Origin of the sequence: Marinobacterium jannaschii DSM 6295, assembly GCF_000620085.1 — a bacterium.
GTDB lineage: Bacteria > Pseudomonadota > Gammaproteobacteria > Pseudomonadales > Balneatricaceae > Pontibacterium > Pontibacterium jannaschii.
On sequence record NZ_JHVJ01000022.1, the window covers coordinates 1 to 18,622 of the forward strand.

Here is an 18,622-nt window from a genome sequence, read left to right on the forward strand (position 1 = left end):
CGCTACGGAGTAAAAAAGTTGCGTTGGTTTATCAAGAGCTCTGGGGCATGTTGCTCGCTTACAATGTGATCCGCCGGGAGGCCGCGCTGGCAGCCATCGCTTATCAGAGAACGCCAAGCGAGATAAGTTTTAAAGCGGCCTATTGTTACATTGCCAGCCAACTAATCGTGATGGCTCAGGCTCAGCCTGTATCCAAAACAGGGCAGCGATTAGCGAACTTAAGATCCGGCATAGGTGAGTTGTGCATCCACTACCGTCCCAGGCCTTCAAGACCCAGGACGGTGAAAATGAGCAAGACCCGCTATCCGGTTGATCGCAGTGCTGCCCCTCTTAAGTGAACAGCATTGGCTGGTTAAGCCGCCTTCTGTTCAATGCAGAGATGTTCTGTTCAGGCCGTACCGGCCTGACAGGAGATCTGCACGTCCTGCCAGATAAAATCAACCGGCCAGAGCTTCTGCTTCGACTTATCGTAGTCAGACCAAAGCTGGGCATAACTCTGCTGACTCAGCGGGTGACAGGTCTCGGCCGCAATCTCGGCCAGCGGCCAGAGTACGAACGCATTGCGGGTGATCTCATCCCGCGGCAGCTGAATACCATCACAGTTCCCCTGGCAGTCATCGTAAGTCAGGATATCGATATCCAGGGTCCGGCCAGAGAACTTAGGTCCCTGACGGCAGCGGTCATGCTCATCCTCTATCTGCTTCAGGCGCACAGACAGCTCACCAACAGGCAAAAGGGTCTGAAAACCTGCAACCATATTCAGGAAAGGGTCACCTGCGAAGCCCACGGCTTCGCTTTCATAAACGGATGAAAGCTGAAGCGCACCGAACTCTTTCTGCAGCGCATCCAGGCAGCTGCTGATATAACGTTCACGGTCCATGTTACTGCCAATACTGACATAGACCTGTGCCATCAGAAACGTTCTCCGCGTTCGATTACCACGCCCACATCCTTTGCCTTAGGCACCGCTCCAGGTTTACCCAGGCGCAGGCGCAGCCACTTAACATTGAACTCACTAAGGATAATGGTCGCGATCTCCTCTGCCATGGTTTCCACCAGCAGAAACTCGCTGCCCTCGATAAAGCTGATCAGGCGGTCGGAAACAGACTTGTAATTCAGCGTGTTATCGATATCCTCGGAGGAAGCGGCAGTCCGGATGTCGGTAGCCATTTCCAGATCAAGGTTTACGGTCTGGCGGATCTCCCGCTCCCAGTCGTAGATACCGATGACCGTTTCGACCGCTAATTCACGTATGTAGACTATATCCATTTACTTCAACCTGTTGGATCGCTTGATGCAGGGAATTGAGCTTGTTTTACCAGCACTGATACTGACAGCGTACCTGCTGGGCTCGCTTCCTACTGCTATTCTGGTGTGCCACTCTATGGGCATCAGAGACCCCCGTCAACAGGGCTCAGGCAACCCCGGTACAAGTAATGTATTACGTGTCGGTAATCGACTGGCTGCCCTGTTCACGCTGATCGGAGATATGGGCAAAGGTATCCTTGCCACGTTACCGGCTATCTGGCTGCAGCTTCCGGTGCTGGAACAGGGCTTCTGCGCTGCAGCCGCCCTGCTGGGCCACATCTATCCTCTCTATACCCGCTTTCAGGGCGGCAAAGGTGTGGCGACCTTTTTTGGCTGCTGCCTGGCGCTGCACTGGCCGACCGGCATCCTGCAGGTCATTTTCTGGTTACTGATGTTCAGCGTCGGCCGTATCGCTTCCCTTGCCTCGATCAGTACCGCCCTGGTGACGCCACTATTTGTATGGCTGCTGGCACCGCAGCTGATGGGGATGATCTGCCTGATGGGAATCATCCTGATGCTGACCCACCGGGAAAATATAGAAAAACTGCTCGCTGGCGAGGAAAGCCGGTTTTAGCGCAGCTTCGAGCCCGCAGCTACGAGCTACGAGCTACGAGCTACGAGCCCAGCATGCTTCGGCTTATCGTATCGCTTCCAGCGTGTCCATCGGCCAGCGTGGTTTGGCGAGGATGGTCAGATCACTCTGCTGCCCCGCCATCAGGCGCTGGCAACCGGCAAAGGCGATCATGGCACCATTATCGGTACAGAATTCGGGACGGGCATAAAAGAGCTTCGCCCGTTCTTTCCCGACCATCGTCTCCAGGCGCTCACGCAGATGGCGGTTTGCACTCACACCACCGGCGATCACCAGCTGCTTCATACCGGTCTGCTGCAGAGCGCGTCGACACTTGATGGCAAGGGTTTCCACCACCGCTTCCTCAAACGCATAAGCGATATCGGCAATCGTTTGCTGATCCAGCTTGCCGTTTTCATCACGGTGCGCGTTGGCGGTATTCAGGGTAAAGGTCTTGAGGCCGGAAAAGCTGAAATCGACCCCCGGACGATCGGTCATCGGACGCGGGAATTTAAACCGGCCCGGCGTACCCTGCTGCGCCAGACGCGCCACTTCAGGCCCGCCCGGATAATCCAGCCCCAGCATCTTGGCCGCCTTATCGAAGGCCTCGCCGGCCGCATCATCTAGTGACTCGCCCAGTAGCTGGTACTCACCGATACCATCGACGCGAACCAACTGGGTGTGTCCACCGGATACCAACAGGGCGACAAAAGGAAACTCCGGCGGCGTCTCTTCCAGCATCGGCGCCAGCAGGTGACCTTCCATATGATGCACCCCGATCGCCGGCTTATCCCATGCCAGCGCCATCGCGCGACCGGTAGAAGCACCCACCATCAGCGCACCGATCAGGCCAGGGCCTGCGGTATAGGCTACCGCATCCACATCACCCAGCGGCAGGTTCGCCTGACTGAAGCACTCGCGGATCAGCGGCAACAACCGACGGACATGGTCACGGGATGCCAGCTCAGGAACCACGCCACCGTATTCCGCGTGCATTTTGACCTGACTGTAAAGCGTATCTGCCAGCAAACCCTGCTCGCTATCGTAGATGGCTACACCTGTTTCATCACAGGAGGTTTCGATTCCCAGTACTCGCATCGTTCATTCGTTCTGATTAAGTTGGAGAGATCACTATTATCCGGCAAAAAGCGTTTAATTTCACCGTTGTTATACTTTACACAGACAGGTGCAACGTCTAAAATTTTGCGCCTTCTAAGCTATGTGCCTCGTGCCTGGCTGGAAAATCCCAAATCAACCTACTTATTTAAGGTCTGTTACAGATGCCTTCAGTAAAAGTTAAAGATAACGAGCCATTTGACGTTGCTCTGCGTCGTTTCAAGCGTTCTTGCGAAAAAGCCGGCATCCTGGCTGAAGTTCGTCGTCGTGAATTCTACGAAAAGCCAACTTCTGTTCGTAAGCGTAAAGCAGCAGCCGCTGTTAAGCGTCACATGAAAAAAGTATCTCGCGAACAGTCTCGTCGCGTTCGTCTGTACTGATCGTTACTAAAGCTTTTAGTCCTACTAACTGCTGTACTGATTAAACGTACTGAGCTGAGATAGATCCTTCATTCAGATAGCGAGATTCATACTATGTCCACGTTGAAGCAACAGATTACTGATGCCATGAAAAACGCCATGCGAGCCAAAGAAAAGCTACGCCTGGGGACTATCCGCATGATTCTGGCCGAACTCAAGCGCATCGAAGTCGATGAGCGCATTGAACTGGATGATGCCCGGGTTCTGGTTGTTCTGGACAAAATGTCCAAGCAACGCCGCGACTCGATCTCGCAGTACGAAGAAGCGGCCCGCACGGATCTTGCGGATGCTGAGCGACAGGAGCTGGAGGTGATTAAAACTTTCCTGCCGCAACCGCTAAACGATGAAGAGCTGACCGCACTGGTCGACCAGGCGATCGCTGCGTCAGGCGCAGCGACGATGCAGGATATGGGTAAAGTGATGGCCGTCCTGAAACCTCAGGTTCAGGGGCGCGCTGACATGGGCCAGGTTTCCAAACTCGTCAAAACGCGTATCGCCGGTTAAACTGCAGCTGATTCAGGAATCAGCCGCATAGAGAATGGCCGGACGCATACCGCAACACTTTATCGACGACCTTTTGGCGCGCGTCAACATCATTGACGTGCTGGATGGTCGTGTTAATAAACTAAAGCGCACCGGCAAGAACTACTCCGGCCTCTGTCCATTTCACAAAGAAAAAACCCCCTCATTTACCGCCAATCAGGAAAAACAGTTCTATTACTGTTTCGGCTGCGGTGCAGGCGGCAACGCCCTCGGCTTCCTGATGGAATACGAACGCCTCGACTTCCCCCAGGCGATCGAAGAGCTGGCAAAAATGGTTGGCATGGAAGTTCCACGAGAGCAGTCCAGCCCCCAAAGCCAGCAGAAAGACAGACATCTCAAAGACCTCTACCAGTTACTTGAAAGCTCTGCAGACTTCTTCGCACAGCAACTGCGCAGCCATCATCAACGCAGTGACGCCGTCAATTACCTCAAGCAGCGCGGCCTGAACGGCCAGATCGCCAAGGCCTTTGGCATTGGCTATGCCCCACCCGGCTGGGACAACCTGATGCGCGAGCTGGCAGACAGCCCGGAACAGACCCGCCTGCTGGAGAAAGCTGGCATGCTGATCCACAAGGAAGAGCGCAACAGTTATTACGACCGCTTCCGTAACCGCATCATGTTTCCCATCAGGGATCAGCGCGGACGGGTGATCGCATTTGGCGGGCGGGTCCTGGGCGATGAGAAGCCCAAGTACCTGAATTCGCCAGAAACTGACACTTTTAACAAGAGCCGTGAGCTCTACGGCCTCTATGAAGCGCGCAAGCACAGCAATAAGCTAGAGCGCCTGATCATCGTTGAGGGTTATATGGATGTGGTTGGGCTGGCGCAGTTTGGCATCCATTACGCGGTCGCCACCCTGGGTACCGCCGCAACCAAACAACATCTGGAGCGCCTGTTCAAACTGGTGCCTGAGGTGATCTTCTGCTTTGACGGCGATGAAGCCGGTCGCAAGGCCGCTCGCCGCGCACTGGATACCGCCCTGCCTGTGATCGCGGACGGCCAGGAAGCCCGCTTTCTTTTCCTGCCGGAAGGCGAAGACCCGGACACCCTGGTGCGCAAAGAGGGGCGGGATGGCTTTGAACAGCGCCAGCAGGAATCCCTGCCAATGTCAGAGTTCTTCTTTAAGTGCCACTCAGAGCATGCGGACCTGACCAGCATGGATGGCCGCGCCCGCTTCAGCAAGGAGGCACTCCCGGCTCTGCGAGAGATGAAACCCGGTATACTCCAGCAGATGATGCTGGATAAGGTATGTGATATTACCGGCCTCTCACTGGAACAGTTACAGAGCGTCGCCAACCTGCAACAGGCAACCCAGACCGCCATTAAAAAGACAGAGCCGAAGCCCGACATTCCGCAGATCTACCAGCCCCCTGCTTATGACGACGGCTACGATGACTACCCTGCAAATGATTACGATTATCCGGAGCCGGATAATTACAGCATCGGCTACGACAGCCCTGCCAGCCCTCCGGGCAGACAACCCGAGCGACAGCTACACAACAGAGGCAGTGGAAAAAAAGTCCGTAGCCTGGCGCTGAGCGACCGCATCATCTCGTTGCTGCTGCACTTTCCCGCTCTGGCAAAAAGCTGCCCGCTTCCAGCTGAGCTGCCTCTGCTTCCGGAACCGAATATCAGCCTGTTGATTGAGCTGAGCGAATACCTGTGCGAAGACCCCCAGGCAACACTGGGAACTCTGGGCGTCGACTGGCAGGACGGCGGTCAGCGCAGCCAGTATCTGCAAAAACTGAATGAGATCACCTGGACTGACCCTGTCGATAGCGAAGAGCAGGCCCGCCAGATACTTGCAGACGCCCTGAAAGTGCTGGAACAGCGCATCGACGAACAACGCCTTGAAGCGCTCAAGCGAAAGCCCGCATTAACACAAAGCGAGAAACAACTGTTAAACACTCTCCTGCTAAAACGCCTGAAGCCCGGCGACTAGCTTAAAAAACACTCTAATTGCTCTTAGGGCATTGAAATCCCTGAAACAATCCCCATTTAAAGGGGACGGGTTACCTTTAGGCAAAGCGGACTTTCTGGTCTATGTTTAAGGTACACCCAACCCACCGGCCCAATCTTTTCCGGTGGTAAATATCTCGAACGCCCGTTATAATGTCGGGCTTGATTTTCCGTACAATCTTCGTCAGAACAGGGTCCCATGTCCGATACTTCTCAGCAGCAATCGCGCCTAAAGGAATTGATCGCCCGTGGTAAGGAGCAGGGCTACCTTACCTACGCAGAAGTCAACGACCACCTCCCGGAGGATATTGCCGATCCGGATCAGGTCGAAGATATTATTCGTATGATCAACGATATGGGTATTAAAGTATCCGAAGAAACACCGGATGCAGAAACCCTGTTGATGACCGAAGGTGACTCCGCCGAAGAAGCCGACGACGATGCCGTAGCCGCACTGGCTGCCGTAGAATCTGACGCGGGACGCACAACAGATCCGGTCCGCATGTATATGCGCGAGATGGGTACTGTAGAACTGCTTACCCGTGAAGGCGAGATCGATATCGCCAAGCGTATCGAGGAAGGCATCCGCGAAGTAATGACCGCACTGGCTTACCTGCCTGGCAGCGTCGATACCATTCTGGATGCATATAAGCTTACTTTGACTGAAGAGGGACGCCTGAGCGACATCTTCAGTGGCTATATCGACCCGGACGATGGCTACCCTGAAGCTCCGCCTGTCGTTGTCGCGGAACCTGATGCTGATGATGAGGATGACGACGAAGACGATAAAGACGAGAGCGACGACGATAGTTCCGACGAGAAGGAACGCGGTCCCGATCCGGAAGAAGCCAAGCAGCGCTTTGGCCTCATCGACGAGTGCCTGACAGAGCTTAAGGCCGCCGTTGAAGCCCATGGCCGCAATTCAAAGCAGGCCGAACTGGCTCTGATTGAACTGGGGACCGCATTTTCTCCGATTAAACTGGCACCTCGCTATTACGACGAGCTGGTTTCACGTGTCCGCTATGCTATCGACAGTGTCCGTCATCAGGAGCGCACTATCATGCGCATCTGTACACAGCGCTGCAAGATGCCTCGTAAGCAGTTTATCCAGACCTTCCCGGGCAATGAAACAAACCCGGATTGGTTTAACACGCTAATCGACGCTAACGCCGACTATTCTCCGCGTATAAAACGCAATATCGTCGAGCTGAAACGTGCACAGAAACGCCTGATTCAGATTGAGCAGGACTACACCCTGTCTCTGTCTGAAATTAAGGAAGTTAACCGCCGCATGTCGATTGGTGAGGCACGTGCCCGCCGTGCCAAGAAGGAGATGGTCGAAGCCAACCTGCGTCTGGTTATCTCTATTGCCAAGAAGTACACCAACCGTGGTCTTCAGTTCCTCGACCTGATCCAGGAAGGTAATATTGGTCTGATGAAAGCGGTGGACAAATTTGAATATCGCCGTGGTTATAAGTTCTCAACCTATGCCACCTGGTGGATTCGTCAGGCAATCACCCGCTCAATCGCCGACCAGGCACGTACGATCCGTATCCCGGTTCATATGATCGAAACGATCAATAAACTGAACCGTATCTCACGCCAGATGTTGCAGGAGATGGGACGCGAGGCTACGCCGGAAGAACTGGCAGAGCGTATGGAGATGCCGGAAGATAAGATCCGCAAGGTGCTCAAGATCGCCAAAGAACCGATCTCGATGGAAACCCCGATCGGTGACGATGAAGACTCCAGCCTGGGTGACTTTATCGAAGACATAACCCTCTCCTCTCCGGTGGACTCAGCGACAGGTGAAGGCCTGCGCGAAGCGACCCGAGAAGTTCTGGCTGGTCTGACTGCCCGGGAATCAAAAGTCCTGCGCATGCGCTTCGGTATCGATATGAACACCGACCACACCCTTGAGGAAGTGGGCAAACAGTTCGACGTTACCCGTGAACGTATTCGCCAGATCGAAGCCAAGGCCCTGCGCAAGCTGCGCCACCCAAGTCGCTCTGAGCATCTGCGCGGCTTCATCGACGAATAAATCCATAGTTTTCAAGCTATTGCGCCAATGACTCCTTATCGGTATCATTGGCGCTCGTTTTTACAGGATAGGCTCTTCTGTCTCGTAAAACCTGGTGAGGGCCTTTAGCTCAGTTGGTTAGAGCATCCGACTCATAATCGGCAGGTCCTGGGTTCAAGTCCCGGAAGGCCCACCATCCCCTCTTGCTACTCCCCACATGACCGTCATATGAATAACCCAATCAACTGATAGTCTGCTTCACTCCTAAAAGGTAAGGTAAATTCCGGCCGCTGTGTGCTGGCTTATTAGAGTGTGTTATCTGCTTCAGGGAACGAGCAGTGAAAAGCAATAGGGAAGCATGAGCCTGCAGAGACAGTGCCCCCCTTCTTCTACCTCAATCCATGAGCGAATAACTCCTCAGTCCGGTATTATATGAGCCTAGCCTGATCACCGATCGGATAAGTCAGCCAGTGCTACGGATTATTTATAAGTATCTGTCGTGGAGTGATATGTAAAATGGTTACAAAAGCTGTGATTCCTGTCGCCGGCCTGGGCACCCGTGTTTTGCCCGCCAGCAAGTCAATCCCCAAAGAGATGCTGCCCGTCGTCGATAAGCCCGCTATACAGCTTGTGATCGAAGAAGCGATTGAAGCCGGTATCAAAGAGATTATTCTGGTCACCCGCTCTGGCAAGGAAGCCATCGAGAATCACTTTGATAAACACTATGAACTGGAAGCCGAGCTGGAGCGCAAAGGCAGTAGCAAGGCGGCTATTCTTGATAGCGTGCGCAATATTCTGCCTGCTGACGTGCGTATCTGTGCGGTGCGGCAGCCAGACGCAAAAGGCCTTGGCCATGCCATCCACTGCGCAGCCCCTTTTGTCGGAGAGGAGCCCTTTGCCGTTCTGTTACCTGATGTTCTGGTTGACTGCCGGGATACTGAGACTCACGACCTCCAGAGAATGATCAGTACATTCAATCAGAATGGTTGCACTCAGGTAATGGTGGAAAAAGTCGCGCAGGAAGATATCAGTAAATATGGTATTGCCGATTGCAAGTACTCCCCTGAAGCCGGTAACAGCTGCAAAGTTAATGGATTTATCGAAAAACCTGATCCAGCTATCGCTCCTTCAGACCTTGCCGTCGTGGGACGCTATGTTTTTCCAGCTCGCATCATGAGCCTGCTGGCCGATACGCAGCCCGGAGCAGGCGGTGAAATCCAGCTGACGGATGCCATGGACGAATTGCGTCATGAGCAGAGCATGCAGGTTTACCGTATGAGTGGATTGACCTTCGACTGTGGCAATAAGGCCGGCTATGTCGAAGCCGTCCTTCACTATGCCCTGCGACACCCCGAAACCAAAGACGCCACCAGAAAACTAATCAATAACCTGAGCGATTGATTATGCTGCAGACCGAACGCGAGGAGTGGCATTTACTTCAAGCCCACGCGAAAAGTATGAGCCGAGAACATTTATTTGATCTGTTCAATCAAAGTAATAAGCGCAGCGAAGCCCTGTCATTTCGAAATAATGACCTGTTTATAGATTTCTCCAAACAGCGAATTTCAGAAGAAACACTACAATTACTAGTCGATCTTGCCAATGCCAGCCAGCTGCAGCAAAAGATCGAAGCCCTGTTTCAGGGAGAGTCAGTAAATCGCTTTGAACAACGCCCGGCTCTCCATATGGCGCTACGCTCTCCCGAAGAAGCCCGACTTGAGCTCAACGGTATCGATATAATTGGCCAGATCCATGAACAGCTCAGTCGGATGGACAAGCTGGTCTCTCAACTCCACTCAGCCCAGTGGCGTGGTCATACAGGACGCCCTATACGTAATCTGGTTCATATCGGTGTTGGCGGCTCTGACCTTGGCCCTCTGATGACAAACAGAGCCCTGTGTGACCTGAAGCCCCCGACAGAACATGACCTTAGCGTTCACTTTGTATCATCCATGGATGGCAGTCAGCTTTCGCTGCTACTAAAAGAGCTGGAACCTTCAGAAACCCTGTTTGTTATAGCTTCAAAGTCCTTCTCGACAATAGATACCATGGCCAATGCGGATACCGCTTTGCACTGGCTTCGCAATGGACTGGGCGCCGAAGACAGAAAGATACTTCAGCACCACTTTATAGGCATCTCTGCCAACCCTGAAAAGATGACCCAGTTTGGTATTGCTGCAGATAACCAATTGATGTTCTGGGAATGGGTCGGTGGTCGCTACTCTTTATGGTCATGCATTGGATTCCCCATTGCAGCTCGTATCGGGATGGATAATTTCCGCCAGCTACTGGCAGGTGCCCATTGCATGGACGAGCACTTCCGGACAACCCCTTTCCTGGAAAATATTCCGGTGCTGTTGGCCTTGATTGGCATCTGGAATGTAAACTTCCTCGATATACATGCACATGCCATTCTTCCCTACGATGGGCGCCTGGCAAGCCTGCCGGCATATCTCGAGCAGCTGGAAATGGAGAGTAATGGCAAGCACACCACGATTGAGGAGCATGAAGTCAGCTATTCCACTTGTCCTATTATCTGGGGCGATATAGGCCCTAATGCACAGCATGCCTTCTATCAGCTGCTGCATCAGGGCACAGAAAGAGTTATGTGTGATTTTATCGCCCCAGCCAGACGCTATCACTGCGAACAATCTGGAAATGATGAGCTGAAAGTGCAGCACACCCTTGCGCTATCGAACTGCCTGGCACAATCTCGCGTTCTGGCATTTGGCGATAATATTCTTAAGACTGAAAATCAGGTTCCCGCCTATAAGCGCTACCACGGCAACCAACCAAGCACTACAATTCTTCTCGATGAACTTTGTCCATTTTCGCTTGGCCAACTCATCGCCCTCTATGAACACAAGGTATTCGTTCAGTCGGTTATCTGGAATATCAATCCTTTCGATCAGTGGGGAGTCGAGTTAGGAAAAGTGATGGCAAATGAGACCTATCAAGCGCTGACACAATCCACGGACAGGCCGATGATGGATCAATCCACCGAAGCCATTCTTCGGGAAATTCAGGCACTTCAGGAGAGCTAGCCCATGTACATAGTAATATATGGCACAACCCTCCCCGCCCTTGTTGCGGCTGGACTACTGGCACAGGCAGGCAATCAGGTTAGGCTCCCTATAACGGTGACAGAGTTATTGTCTCGCAAGGTAACGCTGAAGGAACCAGGATTAAAAGACCTCCTAACAAAGCAATTTGAAACAGGCCGACTACAACCCTATGACCCCTCTCGCCCTCCTATTAAGGCTGATCTTCACTGGCTTTGTCTGGAAGCAGATGAACTCCAGAAGGCCGAACAAATAGTCGATCATGTAGCAAATCACTCAGGAGGCCCTCTCTTATTCTTAAATCAGAGCCTATTCGGCATCGGCTCTACCGCAAAGCTTAATGAGCGCCTCACAAATCAGGAGCAGCGTTGCATGGTATTTGTGCCGGATAACCTGAGAGAAGGCCAGGCCCTGAGCTCATTTAGCAACCCCGACCAGGTCATACTAGGCAGCGACTCCAGTTGGGCGATTAATCGTATCAGCGCCATGATCCGGGTTTTGCTGGGCCATACAAACTGCACCCGAATTATGTCCACCAAAGAAGCCGAATTCAGCACCCTGGCTGCCAATGGTATGCTGGCGATGCGGATTAGCTATATCAATGAACTGGCAAACCTGGCTGACAGTATGGGAGTAGATATCGAAGTAGTACGCGATGCGATGGCCGGAGACAGTCGAATTGGCCAGCACTTCCTCAGCCCGGGCTGTGGCTTTGGCGGCCAGAAGTTTTCCGAGAACCTTCTGTTGTTCTCTGACTTCCTGAAAGAGCGTCGTCGCTCTTCCCTGTTACGCACGGTCATTGATATTAACGAGCATCAAAAAGAGACCCTGTTCCGCCGCCTCTGGCGCGCTTATGACGGTAACCTCAAGGGTAAAAAAATAGCGATCTGGGGAGCGGCCTATAAACCCGGCAGCGCTAATATCGAGAATGCCCCCTCGATATGTACAATTGATGCCTGCCTTGCACAGGGTGTCGAGGTTCGGGTGCATGACCCCCTAGCGCTGGACAATGTTGCCGCTCATTATCACAATTCAGATAAACTGATTTGTTGTAACACCCCTGAAGAGGCCGCTGCGGGCAGTGATGCTATTCTGCTGGTCACCGAGTGGCCGGAGTACGGTATGCGCGACTTCCCTGCCATTCTCTCGGAGATGCGTCGCCCGTTACTACTGGATGGCCGTAATATGTTTGATCCCGGTCAGATGTCAGAGTACGGCTTTCAGTATCAGGGAATCGGACGCGGCCAGGTGCAGGAAGCCGATAGCTTATCCTGAGCATCGCTACCTTGCCCATACAGCAGATCTGATTCCAGTGCCGATGAATCAGATCTGTTACTTTAGGCAGCAACGTTCGCCCCCCAATTCAAGTCCGCCTAAAGGCTCCTGCCTAAGGCACTAATCCTCACCCTAAGTGCAGCACAATCCCTCTTTATCGCGATATACTGCTGCTTTTTATCATTGAATATCTGAAATGCCTCAGCCAGACCACCTGCTAAACCCTGCTTCACTGGAGTGGCAAAATGAAGCCCCTCTCAGCCAGCAATATGAAGATATGTACTTCAACCTTGAAGAAGGGATTGAAGAATCAGAATTTGTCTTTGTCACAGGTAACCGGCTTGAAGATCGCTTCGTACAGGTTAAACAGTGCTTCACTATTGCCGAAACAGGATTTGGTACCGGACTTAACTTCTTCTGTGCACGCAGGCTATGGCTGGATCAGGCACCCGCCGATAGCAGACTGCACTATATCTCCGTTGAAAAGCATCCATTGAATCCACAGGACCTGGAGCGGGCACTGTCGGCCTGGCCTCAGTTCAGAGACGGCTGCCAGCAGCTTTTAGCACAGTACCCGGTCGCTGTTGCGGGCTTTCACCGCCTCAGCTTTGACGGGGGAAGAATCACGCTCACTCTGCTATTTGGCGATGCAGCCGCATCATACAGTAAGCTGGATGCATCGGTAGATGCGTGGTTTCTCGATGGATTTGCCCCCTCAAAAAATCCGGATATGTGGCAGCAGTCACTGTTTGATCAGATGGCAAGACTCAGTCATGAAGCAACCAGCTTCGCAACCTTTACTGCCGCTGGATTTGTTAAAAGAGGCTTGCAACAGGCGGGATTTACAGTCGAGAAAGCAAAAGGCTTTGGTCGAAAAAGAGAACGCCTGATCGGCCGCTTCAGTATGGATGAAAATACCGAGACAATATCACCTTCCCCATGGTTTGACCGTCCGGCGGCTACAAGCGTCAGACAGGTTACCGTCGTTGGCGCCGGGCTTTCGGGTTGCAGCACAGCGGCAGCCCTCGCAGCCCGGGGGATCAAGGTCACACTGCTGGATCAGTCAGATAGCATCGCTACTGCAGGTTCCGGTAACCGGCAAGGCGCATTGTATGCCAAGCTTCCGATGGAACAGACACCTCAGGGACAGTTACACCTGAGTGGCTTTCTGTACAGTCTGCGGCTTTTACGACAGTTAGATCCGGATCAGAATTTCTGGTCCGATTGCGGACTAATTCAGCTGGCCTGCACGGAAAAGGAGCAAGGTCGCCAGCAGACTCTTTTGGAACGTCAGCTCTACCCTAGATCGGTAGTACGGGGTGTAACGACCAGCGAAGCGACTGAAATTGCGGGGCAAGCAACTCCCTTTGATGGACTGTACTTTCCACAGGCGGGCTGGGTACACCCCAAAGCCTTGTGCAGAGAGCTGATCCAGCATCCTCTGATCACCTGCATAACCCATCAGAAAGTGTCAGGTTATCAATATGATAGCGCCAAAGAACAGTGGAAGCTTTCGACCGCTGAAGGCAACCATTATGCCTCCAGTCACCTGGTGATCTGTACTGCGGAAGCGGCTAATCAGCTGCCACAGACTTCATACCTGAAGCTGAAACCGATCCGTGGTCAGGTCACTCACTGCAGCAGCGATGAAAGCGCTACCAAGCTAGAGACCGTGGTCTGCGGCGACGGCTATATATCACCCGCGATGGACGGGCAGTATTGCTTTGGTGCTACTTTTGACCTGCATACGCGTCATAGCGAGATCAGGGAGGAAGACCACGACTATAACTTCGGAAAACTGCAGAAAGCACTGCCCGGACTGGCTGACTCACTGAGATCGAAGCCTAAGACTGGCCGGGTGGCCTTCCGCTGTGCCACACCGGACTACCTGCCCATAGTCGGGCCGGTGCCGGACTACGATGCCTTCGTTTACCGCTATGCCAAACTAGGTAAAGATCGCAAATGGCCATTCCCCGCTGAAGTCCCTCCGCATCACCCGGGCCTGTATCTCAATACCGGTCACGGATCAAAGGGCCTTATCACTTGTCCAATCGGAGGAGAGTTGGTGGCCGCGATGATCTGCAATGAGCCACTGCCTGTAGAGTATTCGCTGGCGGCAATACAAAACCCAGCCAGATTTATTATTAAGCAACTGATCAAGGGGACGATATAATCTTAAGAGGGGAGAAAATATCGAACCATCACTCTGTTAACAAAACTGATAGCTGTTAAATTGGTACTTACAGTTCAAGGCGGGACCTGACAGAGAGCCGCGACAGCACTCCATCAGGAGAAGTCGCAGGCCCGACCTTTAACCAGAACCAGAGGTTGTGAGAGCGTCACCGTTGTCCGATAGTAATTGATTCGATCAGAGGGTTTATTATGGCGCTAGTAGTTTATGATCACGGCTATCGAATCAATACGCCACTGGAATCGATCTTCCCCCCCAAAGGCGTAACCCCGCTTGAACAGATCAAGCATCTGCCACGTACTGCAGATACAGAGGACGCTTTCGAAAAGCTGTTACCTGAAGGCGCCAGGCCCTCAACATCAGGAGGTAGCGGAAGCCCCCAACCTCACTCCAACGCGACCCAGGCCTACCAGAAAACTGCCAGCTCAGTAAATGACCGGCGCCGTTTAGCTGTTTCTCATATTATGAGCAGCCCGGTACATAGCGTACCGACTGAAACCAGTGTCAGTCTCGCCTGGCAGCGCATGAAAGAGCTGCAGATCCGCCACCTGGTAGTCACCAGCGACGACGGTCGTCCACTGGGACTGCTATCGGAGAAAGACCTGTTCCAAATGGAAAATGAGCAAGAGATCAGCGTTTCCGAAGTCTATAGCCGGCAACTCATCGCAGCCTCGCCTGATACGCTGGTCCGTCAGGTGGCCAACAGCTTTATCGAAAACAGTATCAACTCCATGCCGGTCGTAGATGATACGGATAAAGTGATAGGCATTGTGTGCCGTACCGATCTGCTGCGTTTACTGGTCAGCGGACCGAATCTGGAGCGCTGGGCCTGAGAGATTCATCCGGCTTCCCTGCGAAAAGAGAAGATAGCTTTCGCCCTATCGCCCGGATGGCCCGCCAGATGCGCGGTAATAACCATACCAGCAGCAGCAGGAATAACCCCAGCCCAAGCAGGAATAACAGGGGATTATTCAGAGCAACCCAAAGCCCACCCAGCACAGCCAGATCCTCTGCTACCGATGCCGTCCAGTTACTTAGAGGCTCCGGTGAGGTGTTGATCAGTAAACGCGAACCCGCCTTGGTGGCATGGGTACCTGCTGCAATACCGCCTCCCACCAATGCCGCAGCCAGCTCGGCGGCAGGAGATATATCCCCCAGTGCTGAGCCTGCCAGAACAGCGCCGGCAGGTATGCGGATAAAGGTGTGCAAGCCGTCCCAGCCGGAATCAATCCCGGGGACCTTATCGGCAAAAAACTCAACGCAATACATAAAGCCAGCAGCAGCGATAACCATCGGATCTGCCACCAGAGCCAGCCCCGGCGGTAGCTCTATATGACCCAGCTGGGACATGAGTCCCAGCATCGTCAGCGTGGCATAGAGGTTAATTCCGCTGGCCCAGGCAAGCCCCATCGATAAAGCCAGCAATCCGGATATCTGTTCGAGATGTTCCACAGGCGCCTCCTTACTACAGCAACAGAGTCACTGGTCAGGAGGCCTTTTACGGCTAGCGATGAATGACCTCAGTGGTCCAGTGAATTGCTTAACACTATATTGCACAGCCCTGTACTTTCGCTGAATAGCAGTACCGCCTCTCCGCGCTGTAACATCTGCTTCACCTGCAGCACCCTTTCATTCAGCGTTATCTCCTGCTCGCCATAATCGGTGCCATCACGGGTCACAAACTCTTCAATCAGTCCGTTCAGAGCATCATCACTGAGGGCATCGAAAGGAATAATCACAGCTCATTCCACCCCATCGATGCCGTATTCAGATAGCATCTCAATAAAGCCGGCCTCATCCAGCACCGGAATATTCAGTTCCTGAGCCTTTGTCAGTTTGGAACCTGCACCGGGACCTGCGACAACACAATCGGTTTTTTTCGAGACACTCCCGGTCACCTTGGCTCCTAACTGCAACAGATAATCTTTGGCCTTACTGCGTGCCATCTGCTCCAGCGTGCCGGTCAGCACATAAACCTTATCCGCCAACGGCAGCGCCTTAATCAGGGTCTCAGCCGGTTGTTCCGACTCCCAGTGCATATTGAAATCACGCAGCTGCGCCTCTATAGCGCGGATACGGGCGACCCTTTCAGCATCTTCCAGACAATCCATCACGCCGTTTATCGCACGGGCAGAGAGCTTTTCCACCGTATCCAGTGACTTAAAACTGGCGGCAAGCAGAGCATCCAGTGACTTATAGTGTGCTGCCAGGCGCTGGGCGCCGACTTTCGCCACGCCACTGATTTCCATTCGTTCAATCAGTTCCGCAAAGGTTACCTTCAGCCCGGCCATAGCAGACTGATCTGTAAAGCTGATCCCTTCGGCCTGCAACTCATCGATCACCCGAATGTTGTGATCATCATTGAAAAAGTTGTGAATCTCGCCCGCAACTTCCAGCCCAATATCCGGTAACCAGGAGAGTATTTCCGGCAATGCGACTTTGATGTGATCCAGACTACCCAGGCTCTGCGCCAGCACCCGCGCAGTTTCCTCTCCCACATCGGGAATACCCAGCGCATAGATAAAGCGCGCAAGCGCAACCTGCTTGCTAGCCTCAATAGCACGGCAGAGGTTACTGGCGGAAAGCTCTGCAAATCCCTCCAACCCCTTAAGCTGCTCAGCCTTCAGGCGATAGAGGTCGGCGGGAGAGCGAACCAGTTGCAGCGATACCAGCTGCTCAACAATCTTTTCCCCCAGACCGTCTATCTCCATCGCCTTGCGAGACGCAAAGTGGATAATCGCCTGTTGTAACTGGGCCTGACAGGAGAGACGACCAACGCAGCGGTAAGCAGCACCTTGCGTTAACTGCGCACCGGACTTACTGCGTTTTACAATCTGCACCCGCTCTACATCGGAGCCACACACTGGACAGTGGGCAGGAACCTCGACCAGCTTAGCATCGGCAGGACGGCGCTCTGTTACCACTTTGACGATCTGAGGTATCACGTCTCCGGCTCGGCGGACGATAACCGAGTCTCCCACCCGGACATCCAGCCGAGCAATCTCGTCCATATTATGCAAGGTCGCATTGGAAACCGTGACCCCGCCGACAAACACCGGTTCAAGCCGCGCTACCGGAGTGACAGCACCGGTGCGCCCCACCTGGAATTCCACATCCCGCAACAGTGTCATCTCTTCCTGGGCTGGAAACTTATGGGCGATTGCCCAGCGAGGCGCACGGGAGATAAAGCCCAGCTTCTGTTGCTGTACGAGATCATTAACTTTAAAAACAACACCATCGATTTCGAATGGAAGCTGATTTCTGAGTTCTCCGATGCGTCGGTAGTAGTCGAGGCAGCCCTCCACTCCCGTGACAACTTCCAGCAGGTGGTTCAGCTTGAATCCCCACTGCTGTAATTGCTTCAGAATATCTGCGTGCCGTGCCGGTAGCTGACCGCCTTCAACAATACCAACACTATAACTGCACATCTCCAGCGAACGCTGGGCTGTAAGACGGGAATCAAGCTGCCTCAGGCTACCAGCCGCAGCATTACGCGGGTTCACAAAAGGCTTTTCACCGCTGGCACGCGCACGCTCATTAAATGCTTCAAAGCCGGACTTTGGCATATAGATTTCGCCGCGCACTTCCAGCCGATGCGGAAAGCCCTCGCCCTGCAGACGTAACGGCACCGTCGCGATAGTTCTGACATTGTGGGTAATGTCCTCCCCCGTAGAACCATCTCCCCGGGTTGCACCGCGCACCAGAACACCCTCTTCATAGAGCAGACTGACGGCAATGCCATCCAGCTTCGGCTCACAGGCATACTCAAGGTCTGCAGACTCGGCCAGCCCCAGCTCCTTTGATACGCGCTGATGGAAAGCCATCATATCTTCTTCGTTAAAGGCATTACCCAGCGACAGCATCGGCATTTCATGATTGACCTGGGTAAAGCCTGCCAGCGGTGCAGCACCCACCCGCTGAGTGGGAGAGTCCGGGGTAATCAACTCTGGATGATCCTTCTCCAGCTGTTTCAGCTGTCGGAAAAGGCGATCATACTCAGCGTCAGGAACTGTTGGATCATCCAGTACGTAGTATCGGTAATTATGCAGATTCAATGCTTCGCGCAGGCGCGCTATTTCCTGATCAATTGACACGGCAGACTCAGCTAAATTGGGTTATGCGGGGAAATCCATCGCCCGGGCGTCGAGAGCCTATTTT

Annotated in this window: 16 protein-coding genes, 1 tRNA gene and 1 pseudogene; 12 read left to right on the forward strand and 6 right to left on the reverse strand. The window is 53.3% G+C overall.

Annotated elements, in window-relative coordinates; translation table 11 throughout:
• Positions 1-338: pseudogene (locus Q354_RS0111870) on the forward strand (IS4 family transposase); the annotation flags it as partial.
• Positions 339-388: 50 nt separating this feature from the next.
• Here Q354_RS0111870 and folK read toward each other — a convergent pair.
• Both folK and folB read right to left on the reverse strand, forming a co-directional pair.
• Complete coding sequence (folK, locus tag Q354_RS0111875; RefSeq protein WP_027857787.1) at positions 389-913, reverse strand: 2-amino-4-hydroxy-6-hydroxymethyldihydropteridine diphosphokinase; 525 nt, start codon at positions 911-913, stop codon at positions 389-391.
• Positions 913-1,269 carry a dihydroneopterin aldolase gene (gene folB / locus Q354_RS0111880; protein ID WP_027857788.1) on the reverse strand — a complete coding sequence of 119 codons (357 nt, stop codon included), beginning with the start codon at positions 1,267-1,269 and terminating at the stop codon, positions 913-915. Before folB ends, folK begins: the two co-directional genes overlap by 1 nt.
• 25 nt (positions 1,270-1,294) lie before the next feature.
• On the opposite strand from folB, the gene plsY reads away from it, so the two are divergent.
• Entirely contained in the window at positions 1,295-1,882 is a 588-nt protein-coding gene (plsY, locus tag Q354_RS0111885) for a glycerol-3-phosphate 1-O-acyltransferase PlsY (protein WP_027857789.1), read from the forward strand.
• Between the two features lie 63 nt (positions 1,883-1,945).
• Here plsY and tsaD read toward each other — a convergent pair whose 3' ends face one another.
• Complete coding sequence (gene tsaD, locus Q354_RS0111890; RefSeq protein ID WP_027857790.1) at positions 1,946-2,977, reverse strand: tRNA (adenosine(37)-N6)-threonylcarbamoyltransferase complex transferase subunit TsaD; 1,032 nt, start codon at positions 2,975-2,977, stop codon at positions 1,946-1,948.
• A gap of 182 nt (positions 2,978-3,159) precedes the next feature.
• Here tsaD and rpsU point away from each other — a divergent pair, with 182 nt between their 5' ends.
• The 10 genes from rpsU (at position 3,160) to Q354_RS0111940 (ending at position 15,297) form a co-directional block, all read left to right on the forward strand.
• Positions 3,160-3,375: a 30S ribosomal protein S21 gene (gene rpsU / locus Q354_RS0111895; RefSeq protein ID WP_027857791.1), complete on the forward strand. Its 216-nt coding sequence runs from the start codon at positions 3,160-3,162 to the stop codon at positions 3,373-3,375.
• 93 nt (positions 3,376-3,468) lie between these two features.
• Positions 3,469-3,918, forward strand: coding sequence for a GatB/YqeY domain-containing protein (locus Q354_RS0111900; RefSeq protein ID WP_027857792.1), 450 nt, complete (start codon positions 3,469-3,471; stop codon positions 3,916-3,918).
• A gap of 34 nt (positions 3,919-3,952) precedes the next feature.
• On the forward strand, positions 3,953-5,899 hold the full coding sequence (dnaG, locus tag Q354_RS0111905) for a DNA primase (RefSeq protein ID WP_027857793.1): 1,947 nt from the start codon (positions 3,953-3,955) through the stop codon (positions 5,897-5,899).
• Positions 5,900-6,115: 216 nt separating this feature from the next.
• The gene (rpoD, locus tag Q354_RS0111910) at positions 6,116-7,957 is read left to right on the forward strand and encodes an RNA polymerase sigma factor RpoD (RefSeq protein ID WP_027857794.1); all 1,842 of its coding nucleotides are present in this window, start codon (positions 6,116-6,118) and stop codon (positions 7,955-7,957) included.
• 98 nt (positions 7,958-8,055) lie between these two features.
• A tRNA-Ile gene (locus Q354_RS0111915) sits at positions 8,056-8,132 on the forward strand.
• Between the two features lie 320 nt (positions 8,133-8,452).
• The gene (gene galU / locus Q354_RS0111920; protein WP_027857795.1) at positions 8,453-9,337 is read left to right on the forward strand and encodes a UTP--glucose-1-phosphate uridylyltransferase GalU; all 885 of its coding nucleotides are present in this window, start codon (positions 8,453-8,455) and stop codon (positions 9,335-9,337) included.
• Positions 9,338-9,339: 2 nt separating this feature from the next.
• Entirely contained in the window at positions 9,340-10,980 is a 1,641-nt protein-coding gene (gene pgi / locus Q354_RS0111925) for a glucose-6-phosphate isomerase (RefSeq protein WP_027857796.1), read from the forward strand.
• A 3-nt stretch (positions 10,981-10,983) separates the two neighbouring features.
• A complete protein-coding gene (locus Q354_RS0111930) occupies positions 10,984-12,273 on the forward strand; it encodes a nucleotide sugar dehydrogenase (RefSeq protein WP_027857797.1) in 1,290 nt (429 codons plus the stop codon).
• Positions 12,274-12,469: 196 nt separating this feature from the next.
• Positions 12,470-14,446 (forward strand): bifunctional tRNA (5-methylaminomethyl-2-thiouridine)(34)-methyltransferase MnmD/FAD-dependent 5-carboxymethylaminomethyl-2-thiouridine(34) oxidoreductase MnmC, encoded by a 1,977-nt coding sequence (gene mnmC / locus Q354_RS0111935; RefSeq protein WP_027857798.1) that lies wholly within the window; start codon positions 12,470-12,472, stop codon positions 14,444-14,446.
• 209 nt (positions 14,447-14,655) lie between these two features.
• Positions 14,656-15,297 carry a CBS domain-containing protein gene (locus Q354_RS0111940; protein WP_027857799.1) on the forward strand — a complete coding sequence of 214 codons (642 nt, stop codon included), beginning with the start codon at positions 14,656-14,658 and terminating at the stop codon, positions 15,295-15,297.
• Here Q354_RS0111940 and Q354_RS0111945 read toward each other — a convergent pair.
• From Q354_RS0111945 to ligA, 3 genes are all read right to left on the reverse strand, one after another.
• Entirely contained in the window at positions 15,266-15,916 is a 651-nt protein-coding gene (locus Q354_RS0111945; protein WP_027857800.1) for a DUF4126 domain-containing protein, read from the reverse strand. The genes Q354_RS0111940 and Q354_RS0111945 overlap by 32 nt on opposite strands.
• A 68-nt stretch (positions 15,917-15,984) precedes the next feature.
• The gene (locus Q354_RS0111950) at positions 15,985-16,203 is read right to left on the reverse strand and encodes a YheU family protein (RefSeq protein ID WP_027857801.1); all 219 of its coding nucleotides are present in this window, start codon (positions 16,201-16,203) and stop codon (positions 15,985-15,987) included.
• Positions 16,204-16,206: 3 nt separating this feature from the next.
• Complete coding sequence (gene ligA, locus Q354_RS0111955) at positions 16,207-18,558, reverse strand: NAD-dependent DNA ligase LigA (protein WP_027857802.1); 2,352 nt, start codon at positions 18,556-18,558, stop codon at positions 16,207-16,209.
• Positions 18,559-18,622 lie beyond the last annotated feature (64 nt).

Excerpts from the sequence above, each read along its gene's own strand:
- folK (WP_027857787.1), bottom strand. The coding sequence starts at position 913 with ATGGCACAGGTCTATGTCAGTATTGGCAGTAACATGGACCGTGAACGT.
- folB (WP_027857788.1), bottom strand. The coding sequence starts at position 1,269 with ATGGATATAGTCTACATACGTGAATTAGCGGTCGAAACGGTCATCGGT.
- plsY (WP_027857789.1), top strand. The coding sequence starts at position 1,295 with ATGCAGGGAATTGAGCTTGTTTTACCAGCACTGATACTGACAGCGTAC.
- tsaD (WP_027857790.1), bottom strand. The coding sequence starts at position 2,977 with ATGCGAGTACTGGGAATCGAAACCTCCTGTGATGAAACAGGTGTAGCC.
- rpsU (WP_027857791.1), top strand. The coding sequence starts at position 3,160 with ATGCCTTCAGTAAAAGTTAAAGATAACGAGCCATTTGACGTTGCTCTG.
- Q354_RS0111900 (WP_027857792.1), top strand. The coding sequence starts at position 3,469 with ATGTCCACGTTGAAGCAACAGATTACTGATGCCATGAAAAACGCCATG.
- dnaG (WP_027857793.1), top strand. The coding sequence starts at position 3,953 with ATGGCCGGACGCATACCGCAACACTTTATCGACGACCTTTTGGCGCGC.
- rpoD (WP_027857794.1), top strand. The coding sequence starts at position 6,116 with ATGTCCGATACTTCTCAGCAGCAATCGCGCCTAAAGGAATTGATCGCC.
- galU (WP_027857795.1), top strand. The coding sequence starts at position 8,453 with ATGGTTACAAAAGCTGTGATTCCTGTCGCCGGCCTGGGCACCCGTGTT.
- pgi (WP_027857796.1), top strand. The coding sequence starts at position 9,340 with ATGCTGCAGACCGAACGCGAGGAGTGGCATTTACTTCAAGCCCACGCG.
- Q354_RS0111930 (WP_027857797.1), top strand. The coding sequence starts at position 10,984 with ATGTACATAGTAATATATGGCACAACCCTCCCCGCCCTTGTTGCGGCT.
- mnmC (WP_027857798.1), top strand. The coding sequence starts at position 12,470 with ATGCCTCAGCCAGACCACCTGCTAAACCCTGCTTCACTGGAGTGGCAA.
- Q354_RS0111940 (WP_027857799.1), top strand. The coding sequence starts at position 14,656 with ATGGCGCTAGTAGTTTATGATCACGGCTATCGAATCAATACGCCACTG.